The 20,344-nt window shown below is 54.1% G+C and carries 20 protein-coding genes; 4 read left to right on the top strand and 16 right to left on the bottom strand.

Annotated elements, in window-relative coordinates; all coding sequences use genetic code 11:
• Nucleotides 1–24 precede the first annotated feature (24 nt).
• Both BLV47_RS34685 and BLV47_RS34690 read right to left on the bottom strand, forming a co-directional pair.
• Nucleotides 25–666, bottom strand: coding sequence for a hypothetical protein (locus tag BLV47_RS34685; RefSeq protein WP_092320970.1), 642 nt, complete (start codon nt 664–666; stop codon nt 25–27).
• Nucleotides 663–1,385: a helix-turn-helix domain-containing protein gene (locus BLV47_RS34690; protein WP_143038394.1), complete on the bottom strand. Its 723-nt coding sequence runs from the start codon at nt 1,383–1,385 to the stop codon at nt 663–665. The genes BLV47_RS34685 and BLV47_RS34690 overlap by 4 nt, the downstream gene beginning before the upstream one ends.
• Nucleotides 1,386–1,686: 301 nt before the next feature.
• On the opposite strand from BLV47_RS34690, the gene BLV47_RS36370 reads away from it, so the two are divergent.
• On the top strand, nt 1,687–2,004 hold the full coding sequence (locus tag BLV47_RS36370; RefSeq protein WP_167365758.1) for a hypothetical protein: 318 nt from the start codon (nt 1,687–1,689) through the stop codon (nt 2,002–2,004).
• Between the two features lie 224 nt (nt 2,005–2,228).
• Here BLV47_RS36370 and BLV47_RS34695 read toward each other — a convergent pair whose 3' ends face one another.
• Nucleotides 2,229–3,500: an IS4-like element ISPa1635 family transposase gene (locus tag BLV47_RS34695; RefSeq protein ID WP_143038274.1), complete on the bottom strand. Its 1,272-nt coding sequence runs from the start codon at nt 3,498–3,500 to the stop codon at nt 2,229–2,231.
• A gap of 802 nt (nt 3,501–4,302) precedes the next feature.
• Nucleotides 4,303–4,746, bottom strand: a complete 444-nt coding sequence (locus BLV47_RS34705) for a helix-turn-helix domain-containing protein (RefSeq protein ID WP_092320972.1) — start codon at nt 4,744–4,746, stop codon at nt 4,303–4,305.
• Nucleotides 4,747–5,124: 378 nt separating this feature from the next.
• Here BLV47_RS34705 and BLV47_RS34710 point away from each other — a divergent pair, with 378 nt between their 5' ends.
• The 3 genes from BLV47_RS34710 to BLV47_RS34720 are packed head-to-tail and all read left to right on the top strand — an operon-like array spanning nt 5,125 to nt 7,909.
• Nucleotides 5,125–6,222: a hypothetical protein gene (locus tag BLV47_RS34710; protein WP_092320973.1), complete on the top strand. Its 1,098-nt coding sequence runs from the start codon at nt 5,125–5,127 to the stop codon at nt 6,220–6,222.
• Nucleotides 6,223–6,236: 14 nt separating this feature from the next.
• Nucleotides 6,237–7,295 (top strand): ParM/StbA family protein, encoded by a 1,059-nt coding sequence (locus tag BLV47_RS34715; RefSeq protein ID WP_092320974.1) that lies wholly within the window; start codon nt 6,237–6,239, stop codon nt 7,293–7,295.
• Between the two features lie 11 nt (nt 7,296–7,306).
• Nucleotides 7,307–7,909, top strand: coding sequence for a hypothetical protein (locus tag BLV47_RS34720; protein WP_143038395.1), 603 nt, complete (start codon nt 7,307–7,309; stop codon nt 7,907–7,909).
• A 283-nt stretch (nt 7,910–8,192) separates the two neighbouring features.
• Here BLV47_RS34720 and BLV47_RS34725 read toward each other — a convergent pair whose 3' ends face one another.
• The 12 genes from BLV47_RS34725 to BLV47_RS34785 all read right to left on the bottom strand — a co-directional run.
• The gene (locus tag BLV47_RS34725; RefSeq protein WP_143038396.1) at nt 8,193–8,702 is read right to left on the bottom strand and encodes a hypothetical protein; all 510 of its coding nucleotides are present in this window, start codon (nt 8,700–8,702) and stop codon (nt 8,193–8,195) included.
• A complete protein-coding gene (locus BLV47_RS34730; RefSeq protein ID WP_143038397.1) occupies nt 8,702–9,256 on the bottom strand; it encodes a hypothetical protein in 555 nt (184 codons plus the stop codon). The genes BLV47_RS34725 and BLV47_RS34730 overlap by 1 nt, the downstream gene beginning before the upstream one ends.
• A complete protein-coding gene (locus BLV47_RS34735; RefSeq protein ID WP_092320978.1) occupies nt 9,249–10,154 on the bottom strand; it encodes a hypothetical protein in 906 nt (301 codons plus the stop codon). The genes BLV47_RS34730 and BLV47_RS34735 overlap by 8 nt, the downstream gene beginning before the upstream one ends.
• A 104-nt stretch (nt 10,155–10,258) precedes the next feature.
• Nucleotides 10,259–12,343, bottom strand: a complete 2,085-nt coding sequence (locus tag BLV47_RS36025; protein ID WP_143038398.1) for a TrbL/VirB6 family protein — start codon at nt 12,341–12,343, stop codon at nt 10,259–10,261.
• Between the two features lie 2 nt (nt 12,344–12,345).
• Complete coding sequence (locus BLV47_RS34740; RefSeq protein ID WP_092320979.1) at nt 12,346–13,797, bottom strand: hypothetical protein; 1,452 nt, start codon at nt 13,795–13,797, stop codon at nt 12,346–12,348.
• Nucleotides 13,798–13,799: 2 nt separating this feature from the next.
• Complete coding sequence (locus BLV47_RS34745; RefSeq protein WP_244169006.1) at nt 13,800–14,732, bottom strand: hypothetical protein; 933 nt, start codon at nt 14,730–14,732, stop codon at nt 13,800–13,802.
• Nucleotides 14,729–15,520, bottom strand: coding sequence for an SEL1-like repeat protein (locus tag BLV47_RS34750; RefSeq protein ID WP_092320980.1), 792 nt, complete (start codon nt 15,518–15,520; stop codon nt 14,729–14,731). Before BLV47_RS34750 ends, BLV47_RS34745 begins: the two co-directional genes overlap by 4 nt.
• Nucleotides 15,495–16,205 carry a lysozyme family protein gene (locus tag BLV47_RS34755; RefSeq protein WP_244169007.1) on the bottom strand — a complete coding sequence of 237 codons (711 nt, stop codon included), beginning with the start codon at nt 16,203–16,205 and terminating at the stop codon, nt 15,495–15,497. The genes BLV47_RS34750 and BLV47_RS34755 overlap by 26 nt, the downstream gene beginning before the upstream one ends.
• The gene (locus tag BLV47_RS34760; RefSeq protein WP_143038400.1) at nt 16,202–16,831 is read right to left on the bottom strand and encodes a hypothetical protein; all 630 of its coding nucleotides are present in this window, start codon (nt 16,829–16,831) and stop codon (nt 16,202–16,204) included. The genes BLV47_RS34755 and BLV47_RS34760 overlap by 4 nt, the downstream gene beginning before the upstream one ends.
• A 13-nt stretch (nt 16,832–16,844) precedes the next feature.
• A complete protein-coding gene (locus tag BLV47_RS36030; protein WP_143038401.1) occupies nt 16,845–18,158 on the bottom strand; it encodes a hypothetical protein in 1,314 nt (437 codons plus the stop codon).
• Complete coding sequence (locus BLV47_RS34780) at nt 18,155–18,532, bottom strand: hypothetical protein (protein WP_092320985.1); 378 nt, start codon at nt 18,530–18,532, stop codon at nt 18,155–18,157. The genes BLV47_RS36030 and BLV47_RS34780 overlap by 4 nt, the downstream gene beginning before the upstream one ends.
• Nucleotides 18,522–20,344 (bottom strand): VirB4 family type IV secretion system protein (locus BLV47_RS34785; protein ID WP_279626615.1); only part of this gene is annotated, 1,823 nt, incomplete at its 5' end. The genes BLV47_RS34785 and BLV47_RS34780, both read right to left, overlap by 11 nt.

Here is a 20,344-nt window from a genome sequence, read left to right on the forward strand (position 1 = left end):
GTCACGATCAACCGAAACGGCCGGTCACGGTGCTCCGAAATCCGCATTCAGGAGCTTGTCCGGGTTCTCCTTGTCGACCTCGATGTAACCTTTGGCGATGGCCGTTTCACGAGTTATCCCGAGGGACATAAGTCCGTCGAGAACCTCCTGAGGCGTTGTGTAGACGCCAAGCTTCATCAGGGCCATTTCTTCATCAGAGAAGCCGCGAGACTCCTTCAGGGTTTGCAGCATTTGCGGGTTCTTCTTCGCAAGCGCTTGCGTGACGGTGAAGATGGCTTTGCCGGGCGAAATCTGGGGGACGTATGCGGCTTCAGAGCCTTCCTGCCCCGCAGGGTTACCTTGAGCACGGCGGTTGGGGCGCTCGGGCACGGGCACGCCAGCTTTCTCACAGATCCGCGCGACGATTTCCCCAGGAGTCAGACCAGAGGCTGCAAGGATGTCCCACAAAGACGTGGACGCGCCGCACTTGTTCTTGCGGTTGCAGTTCACATGGCTGTGAGTCGGGTAGTAGTAGGCCTCTCGCTTACCGCACTGGGGGCAGAGAAGAACATAGTTCCCGCCAGCAGAAAGGTTGGAAGGGGAGAGGTGGTCCAGCAGGCCAGTCTCGACTGCATCCAGTCGAGGGTAAGCAGTGTCCTTCAGGTAGTCGGTGATTGACTGACTCATGCGCGCATCAGTTCCGAGAACGAACGGTAGGACTTTTCAGGCACGCCTGTAGCCTTGGCGATGTCTAAGAGTTTCAGGCGCAATTCACGCTGAAGCTTCCAAACCTGTCTTCTCGATACCTGCAAAATCTCGCTGATATCTTCAGCGTCCAGATGATCAATGACAGTAAGGCGCATGACCTGAACCTCACGTGGTGTGAGGTGGTGCTTGATGTTCTCGCAGAGGTGATGGCGCTCCTGGAAAAGGAGGTCAGCCACGGCCTGTTCCTCGGCAAGGAACTGCGGAGTGACCGGCACGGACTCGTTGTAGTCGCTGTTGGCTGAGAGGTAGCTGCCTTCAAGGGTATGAAAGCGAGGTACTTCTTCGCACAGAGCTTCGAGGGAGATGGTGGTAACACCTGTGCTCCCCTTGATCTCGTTGTAGAGCGCAGCAATGCCTTCCTTGCGGATGTACGCAAGAGCAGAGCCAATGACAATGCTGCCACGGCGATCAGGCGCGCAGTCTTTGTGGCGCTGTATGGCTCTGGTAACTGTGTTGTGCAGTCCCAGATATAGGGATGACAGGATCTCCGAGTCGGTGTGCCGCGTGGTCAGCTTAGTTCGTACTACAGCTATCCACTGCTGACGCGATTCCTCGTGGGTTATGAACTCCCACGCGGGCAGCGAAGCAAACTCGTCCTTGGAGAGACCTGCCAACCAACTGTCGCGTTGGTTGCGCATCCTCACCACCTCTACCAGCACTGCTGGCTCTCGTAAGAGGGGGCGTGGCCGAAGCTCATCACCCCCCGTTATTTCTGCGGCCCTGCGGGCTCGCATCAACTTCAGGGCGGATGTTAGGCGGGCAATCTTTGTCGTTCAACTCAAAACGGGGTCGCAAAACACCACTGTCGATCACGCTTTGAAGCAATTCCTTGTCAATCGGCAAACAAAGGGGCGCGTGAACGGTGAAATCAGGCTTGTTCCAGGTGAGCGACCGTTAGAATTGGATCATTCCAACGATTTTTAGGTCTGGTGAGGTTTGATGCTTAACGAGCAGGTTCTGGATAAGGCTAGAGCTATGAGCAGGGCGCACAGCGCATCTATGCATGCGTTCGCCGTGATGCTGTATGAGGGGAAGATTCATCTAGCCCTCTATCTATATAAGGAAGGCAAGAGGGTGGATCTCGTTCTGATCCATAACTTTGGCGCGGGTAACCACGTCGACAACGCCGCCATGATGGCGGATCACCTAAACACTGCCAGGGGGCTAGGACAGGAAGGCGTTAAGCTGTTCGCCTCTCTATTCATAGATGCAGCCAAAAGTCGCGGCGCTGACTCTGGCCCAATGTCATCAACCTAAGCTGCAGCCCTGCCCAAGGCAAGCCCCCCGAAGCAGCCAGCCGCCATGGCCGTCGGGCGATGACCAGGCCTCTGCCGCTCAATCAGGCGGTCTAACTGGGCTGGCGGTGATGTGATCATCGTCTGTTCCAGCTGTCTAGGCGAGATTTCTCGTTCTCCGGACGAGCCTATGCCGACCGCTTGTGGCCAGCTTTTTTTGCACGGAGGTTGGGCGGTGGTGTTTCTTCAGCGCGTCGGTTTGTAGCCCTCACAACCTCGGCTGGCTGCGCGTTTGCGTTGGCGCGCAAAGCTACGGCCTGAGCGTACGGCACTGAGGCTTTTAGCCATCAAGGCCAGCACATTGCTCAGCCCCTGAGCACAGTGCCGCACCAGCAGCTCGACCAGGGTATTTTTGAGCCGTGACACGCCTTGGGTGAAGTTGACTTTCCATCGCAGCTTGCGGCCTTTGTGGCGCTGTTCGATGACTGGCTGTAGCAGGTGCTGCATCAACAGCGCCAGGTTCTTCAACAGTTGAGCGGCATGAAAGTCCTGCTTTACAGCGGTCACGCTGCGGCCGCTGAAGTTGTCCAGCGTCAGGGTTTGTTTGAGGCGACGGAAGTCGGTTTCGATGCCCCAGCGGCGGTGGTAAAGCTCGGCAAACACCTCAGCGGGAAAGGCTTCTCGATCCAGCAACGAGGTCAGCAATACCTCGCTTTCGCCGTTGGCCAACTCGACCCGGATCAGTCTCAGCTCGATCTGGTTGGCAGGATCAACGCCAGCCTCGGAGCAGAACAGACGTGCTTCAGGATGGTTGGCCACGAAAAGCTGTGTGTCTTCAACTTGGCCAGAGTGTAGAAACGCTTTGACCTGGGCGTTATAGCCACAGGGCAGGCGCATCAGGAAATGTCGCCGGTGCTGCTCGAACAGCGCGAATAACCAGTGCCCAGGGTAACCACGGTCAAACAGCGTCAGGCTGTCAGCCGGCAGGTGCTCAAGGTGCAGATGGGCACAGTCGCGCTCGCCGACGGTCAGGGGCACGATCAGGCTATGCAGGGTTTGACCGTCAGCGACTTCGTAGAGTGTGGACAAGCGAGCCATGGGAAAGCCAGAGTGACTGCCAAAGAAGGTCGCCATGGTCGACTCCAGGGGTAAATGCACGGTCGAGCCATCCACCGCGAGCACCCTCAGCCCACGCCACTTCTGGCGCAGCCCGAAGCAGTCAATTTGTTGCTGCAGGAGGCGATTGAGACTTTCAAATACCTCGGGGTTGAGCTTTTTGCGCGCTTTGCAGAAGGCCTGCGCAGTGACCATTTGCGTCTCAGTCGACGCCTGATTGAGTACGCGATAGAACTGATCGAGTTCGGTTTGCAGGGCCGTGCGCGGCTGATTGAGCAGGAACAGGACGAGGTTCTTGAAGGTGAGCTGGCGTCGGCGGGTAAAGTCTTGAGGATTCTGGCGGTGGGCGGCGATGAAGGCGGGACAATCGAGCGGACTGGTTACTTTTTGTACAATTTTCAAACCAGGGCTTGGCTGGCGGTGTCAAGCGATGCGGTATAGGTAGTCAAAAGGGCTTCTCCCATGCACTGATTTGAGCGCTAATTATATGATATTTATGGATAACTTCCAAAGTTGATGACATTGGACTCTGGCCTTGCTACGCATCTTTACCCTTAGCAACTACCTGTTCGCTGGCGAGATGCCGGCGGCGAACACGTGAGCTGTATCGTTATCCAACTCGTACAGTCGCGTCCATGATGGCGGCGTACAACAGTGCCGCGGCAGGGCTTTGGATATCCAAGGTCGCCATCCAAGCCAGCGCCGTCTTTGTGGCCTCAAGTCTGAGGATCATCACTCAGGCCGGAACGTGAGTCCGGTGCCAGGTGGCGCAACCATCCCGAATGGGGCAGTTGCGTTGCCAACAGGCGGCCATATCTACCCGCGTAGAAACTACCGAATGACCAGCAGTAGGCTGCCAGTCCTCCTGACGATCGGTTGCCGAATCTGATTCGCACTTAGGTCAGCGCGAATGTGCCGGCAGTCACTTGCCATTGGTCTGTGTCGTCTCGACCTAATGATCAGAGTGATTGAGCCGCAATAGGGTTGCGCCGATATTCGCCCGCGGTAATGAACCGGTAGTGGAGGCCTGGTGCCGGGTCCTTATGCCTGGCCACATTGTCGCGTGACCAGGTGCGCCCTACGGCCAGATAGAGGCAAGGTGTTGCGGACGTGGGGGATGAGGGCTCGGAGTTATGAGTACGGTTGGCAAGCTCAGATGACTACGGCTCACGCAGGTGTTGGCCCTTAGCGTGCGGGCATGTCATCACGTCGACGGAACGAGGATGATGCTTGTCCCGTTCTCAGCAGCGTAATGTGCAACCGTTGGGAAAAATGGGCTGGCCATAAAGGCGAAGTCCAAGCCTATGCCGGCTGCTGACCTGTCACTGATTGCGTGGCAAACCTCAATGAGTGCTGCGCCATCGGTATTTGCTTCGAGGTCCAAGGGGATAACGGTGCCTGTCACAAGCAACCTGAAGCGCTTTTCATTGGGGCACAGCCCATGCAAGTGGGATGTGCGCGGAAAGATGTAGGTAGATCGCTTCGGTCTTCCGGCGAGGTGGTCTAGGATTGTTTGCCTATGCCAATAACGCGTGCCGTCATCTTCTACGCCATCCGGCGGTAGCCGCTTCTGATCTGCCATGCGAAGCATGGTGGAGCGAGAGACACCGAGAATCCTCGCAGCCTCAGTACCATAGATCTTGTCCATGCAATTCCCTGCCTATAAAGCCATGTAAATCCAGAAACGGATGACCTGCGTATAATTACATTAGACGGGGTTTTATCTCTGGAACTCTGTTTTCGTGGCGGACAAAAAGACCGCTCGCCGCACGCCAAAATGATACCTCCTGCCTGGCATAGTGAGAAAGTGAAACCCTAATGACACCTATGGTTTAGGCGCTGATGAATTTCGCCGATTGAATAGGGGGGCAGAGGGTGCGTGTGGGGTGCAAAGGGTGGCAGAGGGTGGGGGCGGGGATTGATGGGTATAAATACCCAAAGTGTGAAGTTTCCGAATACCCGAGTTCTGGTTTGACTGGATGATGTAGAGGGTCGCACAGGGTATTTAAGGGGAAAAAGCAAGAATATGGCGGGTATTCCGGGAATAAGAGGCGATGTAAGGGTCGGCGAGGGTCCAGACACCCCAAATGAAACCGTAGACGCCCATAAAGCACTTTTTGGTGATGTTAGGCCTTGGAAGTACCGCAGCGGCTGGGATATTGAAGCCGAGTATGTCAGCGCCTTAGGTGAGGCGAAGGGCACAAGAGATGAGTACCTGTTTGGGTTGATCACCTATGTCTCTGAACTGCCCCAGCGAGTCGATGGTTTGGCTGCGCAGCTAAAGGCTATCGAGCAAGGTGTTGGGAAGTCCGGCGCGCGTCTCAGATGGCAAGGCTGGCTAGGCAACCCGCATAGCGCCGTCTACCTCATGGAGCCTGAAGGTGAAACGGGTGCGAAGGAGGTTTCCATGGGGAATCTCTTCAACAACGAACAAGCCAGAGCGCGACTGAGAGCTGTAATTGGCCGGAACAGGGCCGTCCAGTATTTGGCGCTTCTTGATGAGTACGACCGGATAAAGGCCAGAGTCGTCAGGGAGATTAAGTCTTCATCGCATGACTTTAAGTTCAAGGTCGATCGAACAAAGCACCCAGTTGAGCAGTGGGCGAACTCTGTAGGCCCGTTTTGGGAAGCATTGGTTTCCAGCACAAAGCAAAATATCGATCGCTACCTGGAGTTGGATGATCAGGCGAATGAAATCGCATTCGAATTCAACTTCGATCGCCAGCCGATCCGATGGCGAACCATCGTTTTGAGGCCGGAGGTCAAGGTCTCAGACCCAATGGGTCCCAGCTTTCCCCACTTCCGGGTGGTCACGAATATCGACAGGAAAACTGGGAAGAGACAAACGAAGGCTATCGAGGACTACAAGCGGGATCTCATCCTGAAGGCGGTTGCCAGGGAGTTAAAGGCCGCCCTGGGGCGTGCCCCAGAAAGGGCTGAGGTTCTTGCAGAGCGTGCCAAGGCTAGGAAGAGAGCTTGCTCAATGTGGATCACCGAGGAACTGCTTGCCCACTGCAAGCTGGGCAAGCACACAACCAAGATCAATCGCCTACAGAAGCGTCTCCAGGACATTCACCCCGAATGGAGTGAGTTAAGAGAAAGGCTTACCAGGCTGAGTTCATAGAGAGGGGGTACACCGTGTCATACAAGCAGGAACAAATCGTAGCCATCGATCTCGGAAACGGAACCACCAGCTACATCGCAGGTAATGGTCGTCACGGGAGTTATTCATCCCTGGTGGCCACGTTTAACGGAGCGAAGGGGGCGGAAGGCTTCAACCGAGACATCTTCAAGCTGAAGAATGGTCAGCAGTATCTGGTCGGCGAGGACTGTAGAGAGGAAGGGGCTGGCTCCAGAAGCACCGACTCGTCCTTCTACAAGTCGAACGAGATTCGGGTTCTATTCATAAAGGCGCTCCGCGATGTTGGGATCAAGAACCCGCTGATCGTTACCGGCCTCCCCACTGAGTTCTATGCGAGCCATAAGGCAGAGTTCGAAAAAAGTCTGCGCGCCTGGGCAACAGAAGAGGGGTTCCAGCCAGCCGCTGTTGTTGTGCTTTTCCAGTACGCCGGTCCGCTATTCGATCCAGAGCTGCTGGATGAAGAGGGCAAACAGATCCCACCAGCTCTTATCGCCAAGGGTAAGTTCGGGGTCATCGATATCGGTCACGGCACGACGGACGCCGGTCAGATTGTCGATGGTAAAGGCAGTACCCACCGGTATGGCTTTTCTAAGGGCGTATCTGATTTCCACAAAGAGCTGCTGGCCCAGTTGGCTAATCCAGAGCAGCTCAACAGTCAGATTGGCAAGAAAGCGAACAAGCTCCCGGCTGAGTTCAAGCTGGATCGTCAGACAAATGAGCACACCATGGATGCCTGGATGCGCCAGGGTTACATCCCATTCCGCGGCGAGCGCCTGGATATCTATGAGATTTCAAAGCCGCTGCGTGTGAAGTTCGCTGAGCAGATCCTGCCGATGGTAATCAACAACGTCTGGGGTACTACGGACTTGTTGGAAGGAATGATCGTCGCGGGAGGCGGCATGAAGATCATTGGCAAAGATATCCTCAAGCAGCACATCCACACGAAAATCTACATGGCGGACGACCCGTCTCTATCGATCGTGCGGGGCTTCTACCGCTACGCGAAAACGCAGATCGTCGCTGCTAAGCAATCCCAAGAGGCCGTTAAGAGTTGAAGGCCCAGGATATGAAGCCATTGGAAGTGAATGGTGCTCTGATTGAGGGCACGCATGATGCCCTCATTGAGCTCCGTAACACCTATGGCGGAAGGCATGCGAATCAGTTGCTGCTGCATGTTGGTGATGCCCTCGTAGAGAGGTATCCCCTCATGCTCAGTGACATGCACACGACCCCTGATCCTGGCCTTGGAAAGATCGTCCCGATCAAGATTCGGATAAATGCTCATCAATACCCTCGGCTTGCCCATGCCTACAACTCGATTGGGCGTGGGCTCAGGGGGGTTGCGATGATCAACTTACTGAATCGGCTCTACGTGATCGGCGAGAACGACCCTGGCCAGGTTGAAGCGATTATTCACGAGCGGATAAAAGGCTCATCGGCTCAGGCAGCAAACAATGCGATGGGGGCCCTTGAGGTTGGTTCCGTTTCCGCCAGCGCAATACAGAATGAACAACTTGCTGCGCGGTCGGATCAATTGACCGTTGATAACTTCAGCGAGGAAATCTTCATCACGGCGGTTCCTGCTGAACCATCAGAGACATCGGCTGGGGATTTGCTGACGGCTGATGATGATCCGCTGAACGGCCTTGGCTTGAACTTTAACTTTTGAGCTCTGCCGGAACGGCGACTTCACTGGATCGGCTTGGCAATCCAGAAATAGAGGTCGCCTTCCGCCCACAGCCCGACGATACAAGCCTGGCTGCCCCATCCCTCAAAGGCCTTCAGAGTCGCCGGTAATGCTGAAGAACCAACGCCGGTGACCAATGGCGGAATAACCGCCCCATAATCTCGGAGGTCAAATTCCGTGAGATCAAGACGGCCAACAACAGGTCTACCTGGGTGCTTGGAGCAGAGGCGGGTGAACGCCTCTACATTCAGGTCGCTTGCACCTGTCACTCAACGTGGACCCAGAAGAACTCAGCACCACAAACGCTGAGGTCAAAGCTCGGCCGGTGCTTGGCCATCCAGTTCATTGCATAGGTGAAGAACCCCGCGTTGTCTGCGGTAAGCGGCACCATAGTGGTGTTAGCTACGCTCACCACCACGAACTTGATCGAGAGCTTTTCTTTGTCGCTGGCATCTACTGTCACGCGAAATGTGAAGACAGACTTGTCATCAGATTTCGTTGCGGCGGATACGAGGGAGAGAAAATCTTGAACGCAGAGCGCACCACTAAAGCCTGGCTTCAGCTGTTTGGCCATCCGATCGAGGAAGGGGTTGTGATCGGCAGGCCAGCTGTGGACATGGGTGTTGACCTCAAAAGCATCGGGCTCGTTGAGATAGCTGGTGTCGGTATCAATATCTTCCATCGATTTGGATTCTGGCTTCTTGGTAAACGAGTAGATCATTTTTTTCGCCTTGTATCTGCTGGCACGCATTCCGAGGGTGGAAACTCGTTCCATCACCTCACTACGGACCTGCGGAAAATCTTCATGTGTGAGAACCAACCATCAGCAAGTATTTCAACCGCGTCACCGAGAATGGCTCCCTCGGCCGGCTCATGGATTGCAGGGTTGTACTTGGCAATCCTGGGAATCCTGAAAATACCGAGCGTGTTGAGGTACTCGCCCACTGATGCCGTTTTGGCCTCGTCATACGAGGCAATGACATCAATGGCTTCCAAAACCATAACTTCAGATTCGGAACACTCCACCCATGGGGTGAAAGGAAAGGGCGAGACCGGCACTTTCAGCCCCGGATACGCTTTCGCCAACATGGGGTTCAAGTCGGTCAGTGAGGCCAACCGCTTCTCCACAGCAACAACGGTCAGTGACCATGGAAAAGGGTTGGCGATCTCGCCGGCTGTAGCAACCACCTCAGACGCGCCGCCGATTAGAGCCCCTGGCTGAAGCGCCTCACTCGTACAGCGGATCAGATTCCCTGTCGCATCGAGCACGTATGACGGGTAGATAGAGCCGTTTGAAGCAAAGTAAAGCTCACCTACCATGTCATTCACCAAGCAGCAGATCAGCTAGTTCATCGGCAAAAATCTCGCCATAACTGCCACCGAATTCGGTCGGCAAGATTACGGTACCAATCTGAGGAACCTGCGCGATAACTTCCTGATCAATCTCAACACCTTGGGCCGATGCCATCATCGTCATAACCACACGAGGTGAAATGTGTCGCCCGGAAGCAAGCGGAACAATGGCATCTACTACCTCACCATCAGGGTTCACGATGAATACGTTCATTGGAACAGAGTTCCAGTAATCGGAATTCTCATCGTTGAAACCCATTCTCTCCAGGTAAACCGAGTCCCCTCCGTTATGGATGTCGTCTTCAACACGCTTCAGATATGGTTTAAGCCATTCTTGCTGCGACAGGAATCCATCCGAAGGGAACCGAGTGTAAGGAGACACGATGTAGCGGTCAGTGCAATTCTGCCAGAAGGCCATGCAACCGAGCTTGCTGTCCGGTTTAAGGCCAAGACCAGAAGTTTCAGCATGGCGCTCCTTCAACTGACGCGGGAACGAGTCAACTTGGACAAAGTTGATCTCGAAGTCCATGCCTGCAACCTTGCGAGCATCGGATAGGCCTTTGAAAAAGGCTGCGAAACGACCTTGACGGTCAACCGAACCGCTTCGGCCTTTATCAGACCATACGTTGCCCGTGACATACACCTGCCAGCCGTCCGCATCTGATGCTTCAAAGTTTACTACGTGCATCTCTGTCGTTTCTTCGTAAAGACCATCCCCTTTGTATGAAATCGAAATGGATTCTTCGTGAGGTAGAACGAACTCGATGCCAGGGTAAGGCTTGTCAATATGGGTGTAAGAACTCTTCTCGTCTTCCGCAGATCCGCAGGCCGAAAGAGTCAGCAGAGACATGATCACAAAAATTGAGCGCTTCATTTTCGGTTCCTAATTTTGTTACCCAAGTACAACGTAACGGGGTAATCCAGAAAATCAAACGGGCCGCGAACGGCCCGTTGTTATTACTGATGGGTATAGATGTGTCAAGAAGTCCCGCCTGCCGGCCCACTTGGACTTCCGCCACCGCCCCCTGAAGGGCCGCTGGCTGAAGGACCAGGTGAGGTTGGTCTCGGCGGCACAAGGTTCGCGCTTCCGCCTGCACCTGGTCGACCTCCCCTTTGGGGTTGAGGTGCCTGGGCTGCTGCGGTACGAATAGTGCCGATCACGCTTGTTGACGACGCCCCAGCCGCATTTCCTGAGTATCTCATTGCGCCAGAAGCTGCTTTTGAGCCAGATGCTATTTTGCTAGCGGCACCAACAGCCCGTCCTGCCGGTGCCGCAAATTTCATCACAGCTCCAATTGCACCAGCTGCCGCAAGAAAGGAAGCGCCTGCTCCACCAGATGGTGAGAAGCCGCTCATACCCTTAACGTCATCCCAGATAAGCATTTTGGCGATGATCACCTCAATCACAGTGATCGAGATAAGCACTACAACCTTTACTGTTGCCGATGCAATTTCTAACGCGCCATTATCACGAATATTACCGATCGTGTAGACCAGTTGCATACGGTTTGTGTTGGCAATCAGGTCCGCGCCCATCGAGAGGAAAGCATCGTTAATGAGGACTACGGTAAATGCAAAAGCGACGAGCTTCACGTAGCTAATGAGTATTTTCGTTCCCAAAAAAACTGACATTGTAATGAAGATTGGCAAAGTAGTAATTAGGCCTGCCAATAGCATCGACATAGAGCTTAGAAAGAATGGCATCTTATACTGAAGCAAGAATTCGAATATCTTCTCGCCCATTGTGATGATGGCATCCATCGTTTCATCAATTGTCTCTTGATAGCCAGTTTGTACGCTTTGCTGTGATTGCGAGTTTAAAGCCTGTGCCTCGTCATTTGTTCGCAAAGCTTCTGCACGCTTCAGCATGGCATCGTTCTGGAGTGCGAGATCTTCCAGTGCGCGAGTTTCAGCATATTCAGCAGGGCGGTTGGCAAGCTCGGGATTTGCCGCCCAGCCTTTGCGGTACTCAGCAACTGCCAAGTTGGTTATCTCAAATGCTTCTTCGCAGGTGTTGGGGTAGAAAGCATGATTTTTGGATGCATTGCCGGAACTCGGGGCTTGAGCTAATTCTGGCTGAAGATACTTGCCGCCGTCATGTGTTGCGCCGTTGAAATATTTATCGCCAGTTGCAGTCGCGTTAAACTTTGCTCGCCAGAATTGCTCTGTCGGAACCATAAACCCTTGAGGATATTTCCTTGATACATCATCAAATGGATCTAGTTCGGGCGGAATTGCCTTCAACTTTGCTTTTGCCTCACTTACAGTGTCTGAAACATTCCATGCCTCCCAGGCGGCACCTACGCCAGAGCCAGCGGCAATAACATTTCTGCCGACCCATCCAAACAGGATTTTGTCTGCTACGAAGTTATCGCCAACCGTCGACCCTTTTCCGTAGAATTCGTCGGAGGCCTGAGATCGTCCTGCCTGAAATGCCTCTAGCAACTCCAGATCGCTTTGTTTCCAACCTATGCCTGACCCTCCAAGCAAACCAACGTGACCCATTAACTTAACATCGGAGTCAGTTGTTGCGGTGTTCATTACGGCTCGCGTGCAATTATTAACATAGGTTATATATAGTTCTTCAAGTGGCGTATCCGCCCACATTGAACCTACCTTTGCCGTATTCATTTCGTAAGCCACAAGAAGACCAACCTGACGTGATTCCTGATCACTTCCGGCGGCCGAATCAATTGCCGACTTAAACAGTTTATAAACGCTGGCACCGATTCCGTAGGACCACACAGAACCGTTCGCCATTTTCACGTTTGCTGGCAAGGTTACTCCGGGCAGCACTGCGGTTGCTCTGCTGGAGGCTGATAGCAGCACTGCGATAAAGGCGAGTAGAGCTGCCCCGCCAAGGAAGGTCCTGCCTTTATCCGTAGGAAGCTTTGCCGCATTGAAGGCGAACCAGACCAGTCCAGCCGGAAATACGAACTTGGCCGCAGCGTTCGTCAGTGCTGTGTGGTATGGAAGCCACTGAGCAATATAAAAGGCTGTCAACTCCAAGAAATGCGAGGCTAGGGCCTTAATGAGGCCTAGATTGGCAATTGGATCATCCATCCTTATTTACCCATCGAGTTGGCAATAGATTGCAGAGCCATTGAACGCTCGCGGTCTGCCTGAATTTTGGCTCGAACCAGGTCTATTTCTTTCCGCATCAAAGAAATGGAGTTCCCGTATTGGTTCACCTTTCTATCACTGAGGTATTGCTGGTCTGCTTGGTTCGCAAGTCCAGAGTAAACACCAGCTTCAACCTTTGCTGCGATGATCTCCAATTCTTTCAGCATTGATAGAGTTGAAAGCTGTTGAATTGCGAGTTGTGCTTGCCCTGGGCTTTTCAGGGCTAGCTCCTTCATAAAAAGTAGCTCTTCCCGGCTGATCACAATGTCAGCGCGATTGACTAGATTTTTGTATTCAGGAGTTGTAGTGAACGTGTTGGGGTCGGACTCATATACTGCCTTCATCAAACCCATGTGTTCTTCTGTAATCTGCTTCGACATCTTTTCGATGCTTACAGCTCGCGGTTTAACTTCTTCAGAGCCGTCATCCTGAATAATGAAGGTTGGCAGAAGCTTGGCGTACTTTTTGATGTCCTTACAGTTCATCTCAGATGCGCCGAGTATCAAAGGTGTTGTCCCATCTGCGGGGTCAACATCGACACAGCTTTTACCAGGCAGGGCAGTCGGCGTGCCTGGCGCACCAGTTCCTGTACCCGTCCCACCAGTTCCTGTGCCTGTTCCCCCGGCACCTGTGCCGCTTGTGGCGCTTCGGGGCTTGATGAACCCGCCTGTTGCGCTACTTACAGTTCCCATCAATGAACTTGCCCGCGCAGTGACAGTATTTTTTGCATTGGACATGACGCTAATCAGTGATTCCTGAATACCATCGCCAGCCATACATTTAGGGTCTTTGAAACCAGCATTTGCCGTACAGTCAGCTTCTGCTACGGCTTGCATCTTCTCTTCGTGCGACCTGTCCGCAAGGTTACGAACGCCAGAACAAGTCATGTTCGAGAGGTCGAGCCCGAATTGACCGACCATGTTCAATTCGTCGATCACCGATTTAACTGCCGGCTGGCTGTAGGCGAGGTACATGATTGCCAGAGTAGGGGCCTGGGCTATGAACTCTTCAACCATCCCAGCGTATTGGCCAAGTTGGCCGTCAATGATGCTCCCCAAGTTCATGCCGTCGCAGCCAAAACCAACTTGCGTAGACCCGTATGCTCCCACTGCTTCGAAGGAGCTTTGCTGCCAGGGCTGGAAGGTATTGAAACCATCGCTAGCATTGAGACCGCCGCCAGTGCTTGTGGCGCTACCTTTCAGCTTCACACCAAACAGACCTGTGACATCCTCCATCCGGCGGGACCAAGGGCTGTCAGCGTCGTTGCTATCTACGGTGTCACGTTCACTCGGCAAACTCGTCCCTTTATCGACGATTTCAACTGCGAAACTGTGAGCCGAAAAAGTAATCGAAAGGGCGGCCATAACCGCATAGGAAATCTTCGACAGTTTCATGCTTACTTCTCCGCCTTTGCGATCTGGGTTGCCCGAGCTGCGTATGTCATCGCCAGGAGGCGAGTCTCAACCTGGTTTAGTGTTCTGTTGCCGAGGATTGTTTCGCGCTTCTTGGTTGGCAAATGGTCAACCCATGTCACCGGCCAGGAGCGGATACCTTGCTGCTGAACTTTGGCTACTTCTGATGGCGAAAGAATTCTGCCCCTCAAACCACGCGAACCAACCTTGGCGATGAAAGCCTCTTGATTGTTGTCGAGCTGAAAGACCCTGATACTCAATGTCGGATAGCGCTTCTGAAGCTTCTCAACAGCGCCTAGATATCTGTCACACACCGGGCAGGTAGATTCAATGAAGATCGATACGCTAAGGTTCTTGGTGTCGAGATTCTTCAGTGCCTTTTGCGCGTCTTGGGCAGCTTCAAGACCATTGATGTTCTGAAGGTCTTGGTTCTCCCACATGGCAACCTGGTACAACGAAGCAGACTGCTTGTACTCCCCCCATGTCTGATCCATATACTTCACAGCAGCAGCGGCGGCTTCAGGGCTTTGCTCCAACTGGAGACGGATCATTGCCGATGGCGTGCCCGGCTGGAAATTGAATTCGAGCCCCTTAGCATTGGTGATCCGCATTGGGGCATTCGGATTTTTCTTGGCCTGCTTGTTGATGGTTGAACAGTTCTCAAGCCATTTCATGTTCTGGCAGTCGAGGATGTTCGGGAGCTTCGCCAGCTCCTGTTCTTCCTTCTCCACCTCCCGCTCTTTCACGGTAAGCAATGCATCGGCCAGTGCATCGCTCAGCATGTCTTGTGTCGACTTTGCGTTCGATACAGCGCTTGTGGCATTCATAACAAGACCGCCGGCAACAAATGCAACGGCCAATCCCGCTTTAGAGCCGAGGAATGTAAGGTTCATTTTCTTAGGTGCTTCACTGCTCATTCCATAATCCTCGCAAGCTCTGTGTTCAGCAGATTGGGTCCAGTTACCGCAATTTTCTTTCCGTCGGTCGTCGTGAGTACGATGGATGGCGTCCTTCTGACGCCCATCTTCACCGCACTTTCGCCATTCCAGTCGGGCTCGAATCCGATGAGATTCTTAGGTTCTTTATCTGGTGGACTGTTCTTGCCGGGCTTCCACGTCCGCTGGTCAAGCACCATGAAATACTTGAAGCCGACTGCTTCTGGGTATCGGCCTTTGATGACTGGCTCCATGCTGGCAACCTGGTCAGCGAAATCGAGTTCGCCACTTACGAACACGTTCACAACGACTTTGGGTTCCGTGTCCCCATCCAAGCTGTTGAACCGCGCATTTCTCTGCTGATATTCCCGGTAGAAGCGTTCAGCTGCCGCCCGATCTTCCGGTGTAGGCAGGGCTGATTTGCCCCCGATAGTTGGCACTGAACCGCCTTCCTGAACAGCCAGTTGTCGTCGAACATTTTCAAGCATCGCCGCAGCGCCCTTGTGGCCACGTTTTGCGGCGGCCTCAAAGAACTGTGCTGCCTTCTTCAAGTGGCCTTCATATTCAGGCGACTTAATCAGCAACTGCCCCAGATGAAACATCGCATCGACATTCCCGTCTTTTGCCTCTGGGAGCAAATAGGCCCATGCCTCTTTCTTTTCATTCTTCAAGGCGTGCATGAGGCCAATCCCAACCTTTTCTTGGGATGTCAGTTCTTCTTCCGCTGCCAGGGCATGCATGCTGCTAGTTAGCAGCAACGCGATCGCCAAGTGCTGAATTTCGTTCCTTTTCATACTTTCTCTTGAAGCTGGAGAGGTATTTGTTTCTGACTGATGGAGTTTTGCTGTGGTAATAGCCGGCAGCCTCTACGTCGCCAACGTGATACTGCCTTTTCAGGTTCGCGATGTGCCTAGCCGCATAGCCAAGGTTGAATGACGGATCGAACCATTTCTGGATCGAGGCCTTACCTTGGCCGTGATAGCGGTAGTTGATCTGCGCAATTCCAATGTCTGTATTCAGTAGCCAGATCCGACGGATGCGCGCTTCCCCGCGGCGAACCTCCTTCCCTGTGTCCTGGCGGACTGCGAGCATCGATTTGCTCATCACCTTTCTGCCGCGCTGGTACGAATTAAGGAACGCGGTGGCGCTGGCCCTGCTCGGGAAGAATCGCCGAATAACACGGCCACCTTCAGGAGGGCTGATCTTCACCAGCCACGGGGCCTTGGTGAGACTCCATAGGGCGTTTACTGCTTTTGCTTTGCTCTCGAAGTGGAAGCCTTCGCCGTCGGCATTGAAGGTCCATGGCTTCTTGTTCGACTCTTGCTGGGCAATAGCGCGAAGAACGTACGGGTCGACGCCATGATTACGGGCTTGCCGATCGATGATCGGATCGTAGACAGACGCAATTGCGGCCTGACAGAAGGCACCCAGCAGAAGACCAGTAATCAACCTCACTGAGATGAGTCCTCGATCGTCGTGAAGTTGTTTAGCGCAAGCCAGCGAATGGCCTTTGCCCTATCCGGGAATGTGGCTTCGATCTTCCTGAATGTGGGAGGGTGCGGCTGGTCAGCGGTGGTTCCTAGCCAGCTATGCAGTTGTTCATGAAACAACACGTATCCCAGAACGTACCGTGGCGCAGCCAGACCAGCTGAACGCGAGAGGGAAGGGTGTACCAGGATGCTTGCGCCATTCTCGTCTTGAATTTCGGTGCTGCCAGGGGCAACAAACAATGTGTCGGTACAGACGCGATTGATCTGCCTGGCGAGGTCAATCCAAGCATCGTCACGAAGCCGTTTCAGCACTTTCATGTAGAGCTTGGTTGCCTCTTTCTGGCCACGCTCTACAAGTGGAGCAAGCTCCGACTTCGCGGATTCAAACTTGTTTGTGTTGTAGAAGGTGATTGCCCTCACGAGTGAGTCGCGCTCTTCATCAGTGAGTGAGGCAATATCGAGAGAGGGGGGATTCTGCTCAGTGGCGCTGGGGATTCCCCAGCGCACTGGCGTAGTGACGTGACCCTTGAAGTATTTCTTATTGATCTCGTCGGCTAAGCGCTGAAGGTACTCAACGTCCTTCAGCGACACAGCCTCAAGGATGCTAGTAGCTACAGCCTTTCGGCGAGGACCAGAACTTGTGCGGCTCTGTACCTTCAGGTCCCTGGAGGTCAAGTCTGTCGCCAACAATTGAGACCCTGTATCCATCAAGCTTGTCACCATGGCCAACCATCGTTTCCGTCCCGTTGCTCACAACGAAGGCGTGGGCAACACAGGTCGAGCAATTTCGTGCGGCCTGGGCAACTGCCTTAACGCAGACTCTCGGTCGAGGTGCCTGCTTGGGCTTGCTGCTTTGGACAACCAGTGGCTTTTGTTGGACATGGGGCTTCGGCTTAGATACCTGCTGCTGTGTAGCAACCGGTTTTTGTGCCTTAGCGAGATCCGACTTCAACTGCTCAATCGAAGCAGCTTGTTCCTTCACAAGCGCTTCAAGCTCAGCGAGCTTTTTGGCGTCTGCACTGATTTCCGTCTGACCCAGGGGCGCAGGGTTACTACTATCCACTCCCTGTTTTTCTTCGCCAGCCAAAATGGCCTCGCCAAATGCGTCACCCTGATTGGCCTCAAACGGGCTGCCGGCAACCGGGGCCTCGGCGGGTGGGGTCGGTTTGTTCTCTGCGACAGGTTCAGCCGCTGTTGTTGCTGGTTTCGTCGACGCATCGACAGGCTGGGCATCAGTTGGCGGCGGTGTGAGCCCTGGCTCTGGGAGAACCGCAGGTAGATCAGCGACAGGAGGCACAGATTGAGCGCTAGGCTCGCCCGGCGTGAACGTGTCGAGAGGATTCAGATCTACCTCTGTCGAGATTGCAGCGTTGCCTGTCTCGCCAGCGACTTCATTGAGGTCGAGTTGCAGAGGCTCCTGGTTTACGGCATCACCGCCGCCAGAGAACCCGCCATCAGGCGAATCGAGACCAGAATTCGATTTGAATTCGCCTTCAAGCAGAGCAGTCTGCTCTTGCGAACCAGTGTCACCTTCTTCTTGAGTTTGAGCGGAGGCAGGTTCTTGAGGGGCTACCGAGGGCGCTTCCAATTGGTTCTTCGCCGCCAACACGCCGACGACGATCACTGCACCGAGCAGAGCCTTTTGCTTACCAGATAGAGCAGCCAGGCGATCGCGCAGAGTAGTTGTCTGGCCTTGAGGCTGATCATTGTCCTCTTGGATAAGCGAATCGATGTCTGCATCGACGGGGTGGTTCTGGTTGGCGCTGGTATTTGCGTCGTCCACAACAGGATCGATCTGATCGTCAGGCCTGTCGTTAATGACAGGCTCTTGCCGTCCATTGTTGCCAACCATATTGCTTACCCCTTGGCGTACGTTCTGTAGCAGAGAGCCGAGGGGGGAGTTTTTTTCTTCGCTCACTTTTGTTCTCCGAGCACTGGTAGGTAAGTGGGTGCTTCTTCAGTCCAGCGGCCTGGAGCTATCTGAACGCATTCTTGATGTGAGGGGACCAACATCCCGTTTTGGACGCGGGCGGGGATCTGCACGCCGCACTCCACGATGGGGGCATCCCATGTAAAGCGATCGCGAGCGCGCATCTTTCCTTTCAGGTCGGTCAGCACTTGCGTAACGCCTTCTTCGTAGGCGCGTCGCTCAAGCTCTGTCTTGGGGGTGTACATCTCAACGACTGGCTTGGGTTCTTCGTCGACAATGGTTTCGCGAGGCTCATAGCTTGAGCAGCCGCCGAGCGCGAGAGTGGCCAGCGCAGTAAAGGCGATCCATTTTTTATTCGGCATGGTATCGGGCTCCAAAGGGATGAGTTTTGGCCAGCGCAGAGATCGCCCTCTGGCGGGCTATAGAGGATGGGATTCCAAGCTCGGCAACCAGCTCTTCGGTCTTCTTCTCGCGCATGGCGTAGTCGTCTGGATGAGAGCTCGCGATCCAGAGCGTCATCGGGGAAGAGAAGAGGCGGAATACCCCTGAATAGAAGATGTTCTGGCTCGTGCGGAGTCGGTAGAAGACTTCTGAGAAGATCGGTGGCAGCGATGCCAGAGAGCGCCACAGCGCCACTTCTTCATCGGTGAACGAGAGTTCCTCCCGCGCGATCCGATAGTCAGATGCTGAGCATGCCAACAGGAAGAAGTGGGAGGTGTTTTCCAGGATGCCCTCTTGGGCGTCCCCACCGTTGCCGCTCTCGGCCTTTACCAGATTCACGAAGTCCTTGACCGTTTGACTGATTAGCAAGCAACCAGCGTTGTAACGGCGCAGTTCGCGATAGAAGGATGCAAGGGCCGCCGCGGCAGTCGGGTCGGAAAGTGTTGCCCATGCCTCGTCGACGGCTACGATTTTCTTGCGGCCACGCTTCAGGCGGAATTTGCAGTAAAGGTCGATCTGCCGGAACAGGGCGAGGGTAACCACACCAAGGGCCGGCGATTTGGCCATTCGTTGCGTTTCGAGAACGGTGAAGTCGTTCTCCCAATCGACTTGCAGGAACCCGTCGAAGATCGCCGCGAAGGGGCCATTCCCGTAGTAGAGGGTCAGGGCATCGACAATTGATTGACCCTTCTGCTCTTGGAAGTTGGTTTGAGCCAGATACGGGATGAAGTCCCGGAAGCGAGGCTCTTCATTCGGGCGACGCTCTACCCAGTCCGTGAAGAAAGCTTGGAGTGCGTTGTACACCAGAGAGACAGTGACTTGGCGGACAGTCTTGTCTGTCTTCGAACTGCCATCACCAGAGTTCATCATCATGCAGAGCATCCGCGTGATGAAAAACATGTCTTCAAGAGACGGCATTACGTTTTTGCCGTCCTCCTGTCGAAGCCAGAATGGGTTGATGCAGATCGGATCGATCTGTCGTCCTGTCACCGGCTCAATGAAGGGCTCGGTAGCCAGGCGGACATAGTTCCCATCCAGTACCAGGCAGAGCGATTCATAAGAATCGCCCTTGTCGATGATCCAGACTTTCGGCTTGTATTTGACCCGAAGGGCCATAAGCAGGTTGTTGAAGGTAAAGGACTTACCGGAACCAGTCGTACCGCAGATTAGGCCGTGTGCGGTGTTTACCTGCTGCCCCCACAGGTCAATGAAGATCGGTTGACCGGCTCTGTTGTTCATCAGGATCGCCGGATCGGCAACGCCCTGGTATTCAAGGTAGAGCGGGCATAGGTGCGCAAGGCTCTCTGTCAGGTGTGGCGTGTCGCGACGGAAGAGCTTCATGCTCTGTGGTCGGTAATTCAGCGGCAGGCTGTTTCTGACCGCTGCATCGCCGCGTGTGGTTTCGGCATGTCCGATACGCCACATTAGCTTTGCAAGTTGAGCGGCCTGATCCTCAATGATCTTCTTTTCGAAGCCCATGAGGTTTACATGAAGGGATACGTCGAAGAACTGCTCGCGGTTGTTGACGTTTTCGGAGGAAACCTTGCCCTTAACCTTGTCGAGGTCGCCTGTTTGTTTTGCGCGGGTTTCAGCATCGCCAACACGTAATGACTCTTTGGCGGCGAGCAGTCTCCCGCGGGTCCAAATCCTGCCAGTTACTGCAACCCGCGTTGGCACGCTCCAGTTCACCGTCACAATGCATTCGCACTCGATGCCAGTCATCGCGGCCTGGA

This window comes from Pseudomonas saponiphila (assembly GCF_900105185.1).
Classification (GTDB): domain Bacteria; phylum Pseudomonadota; class Gammaproteobacteria; order Pseudomonadales; family Pseudomonadaceae; genus Aquipseudomonas; species Aquipseudomonas saponiphila.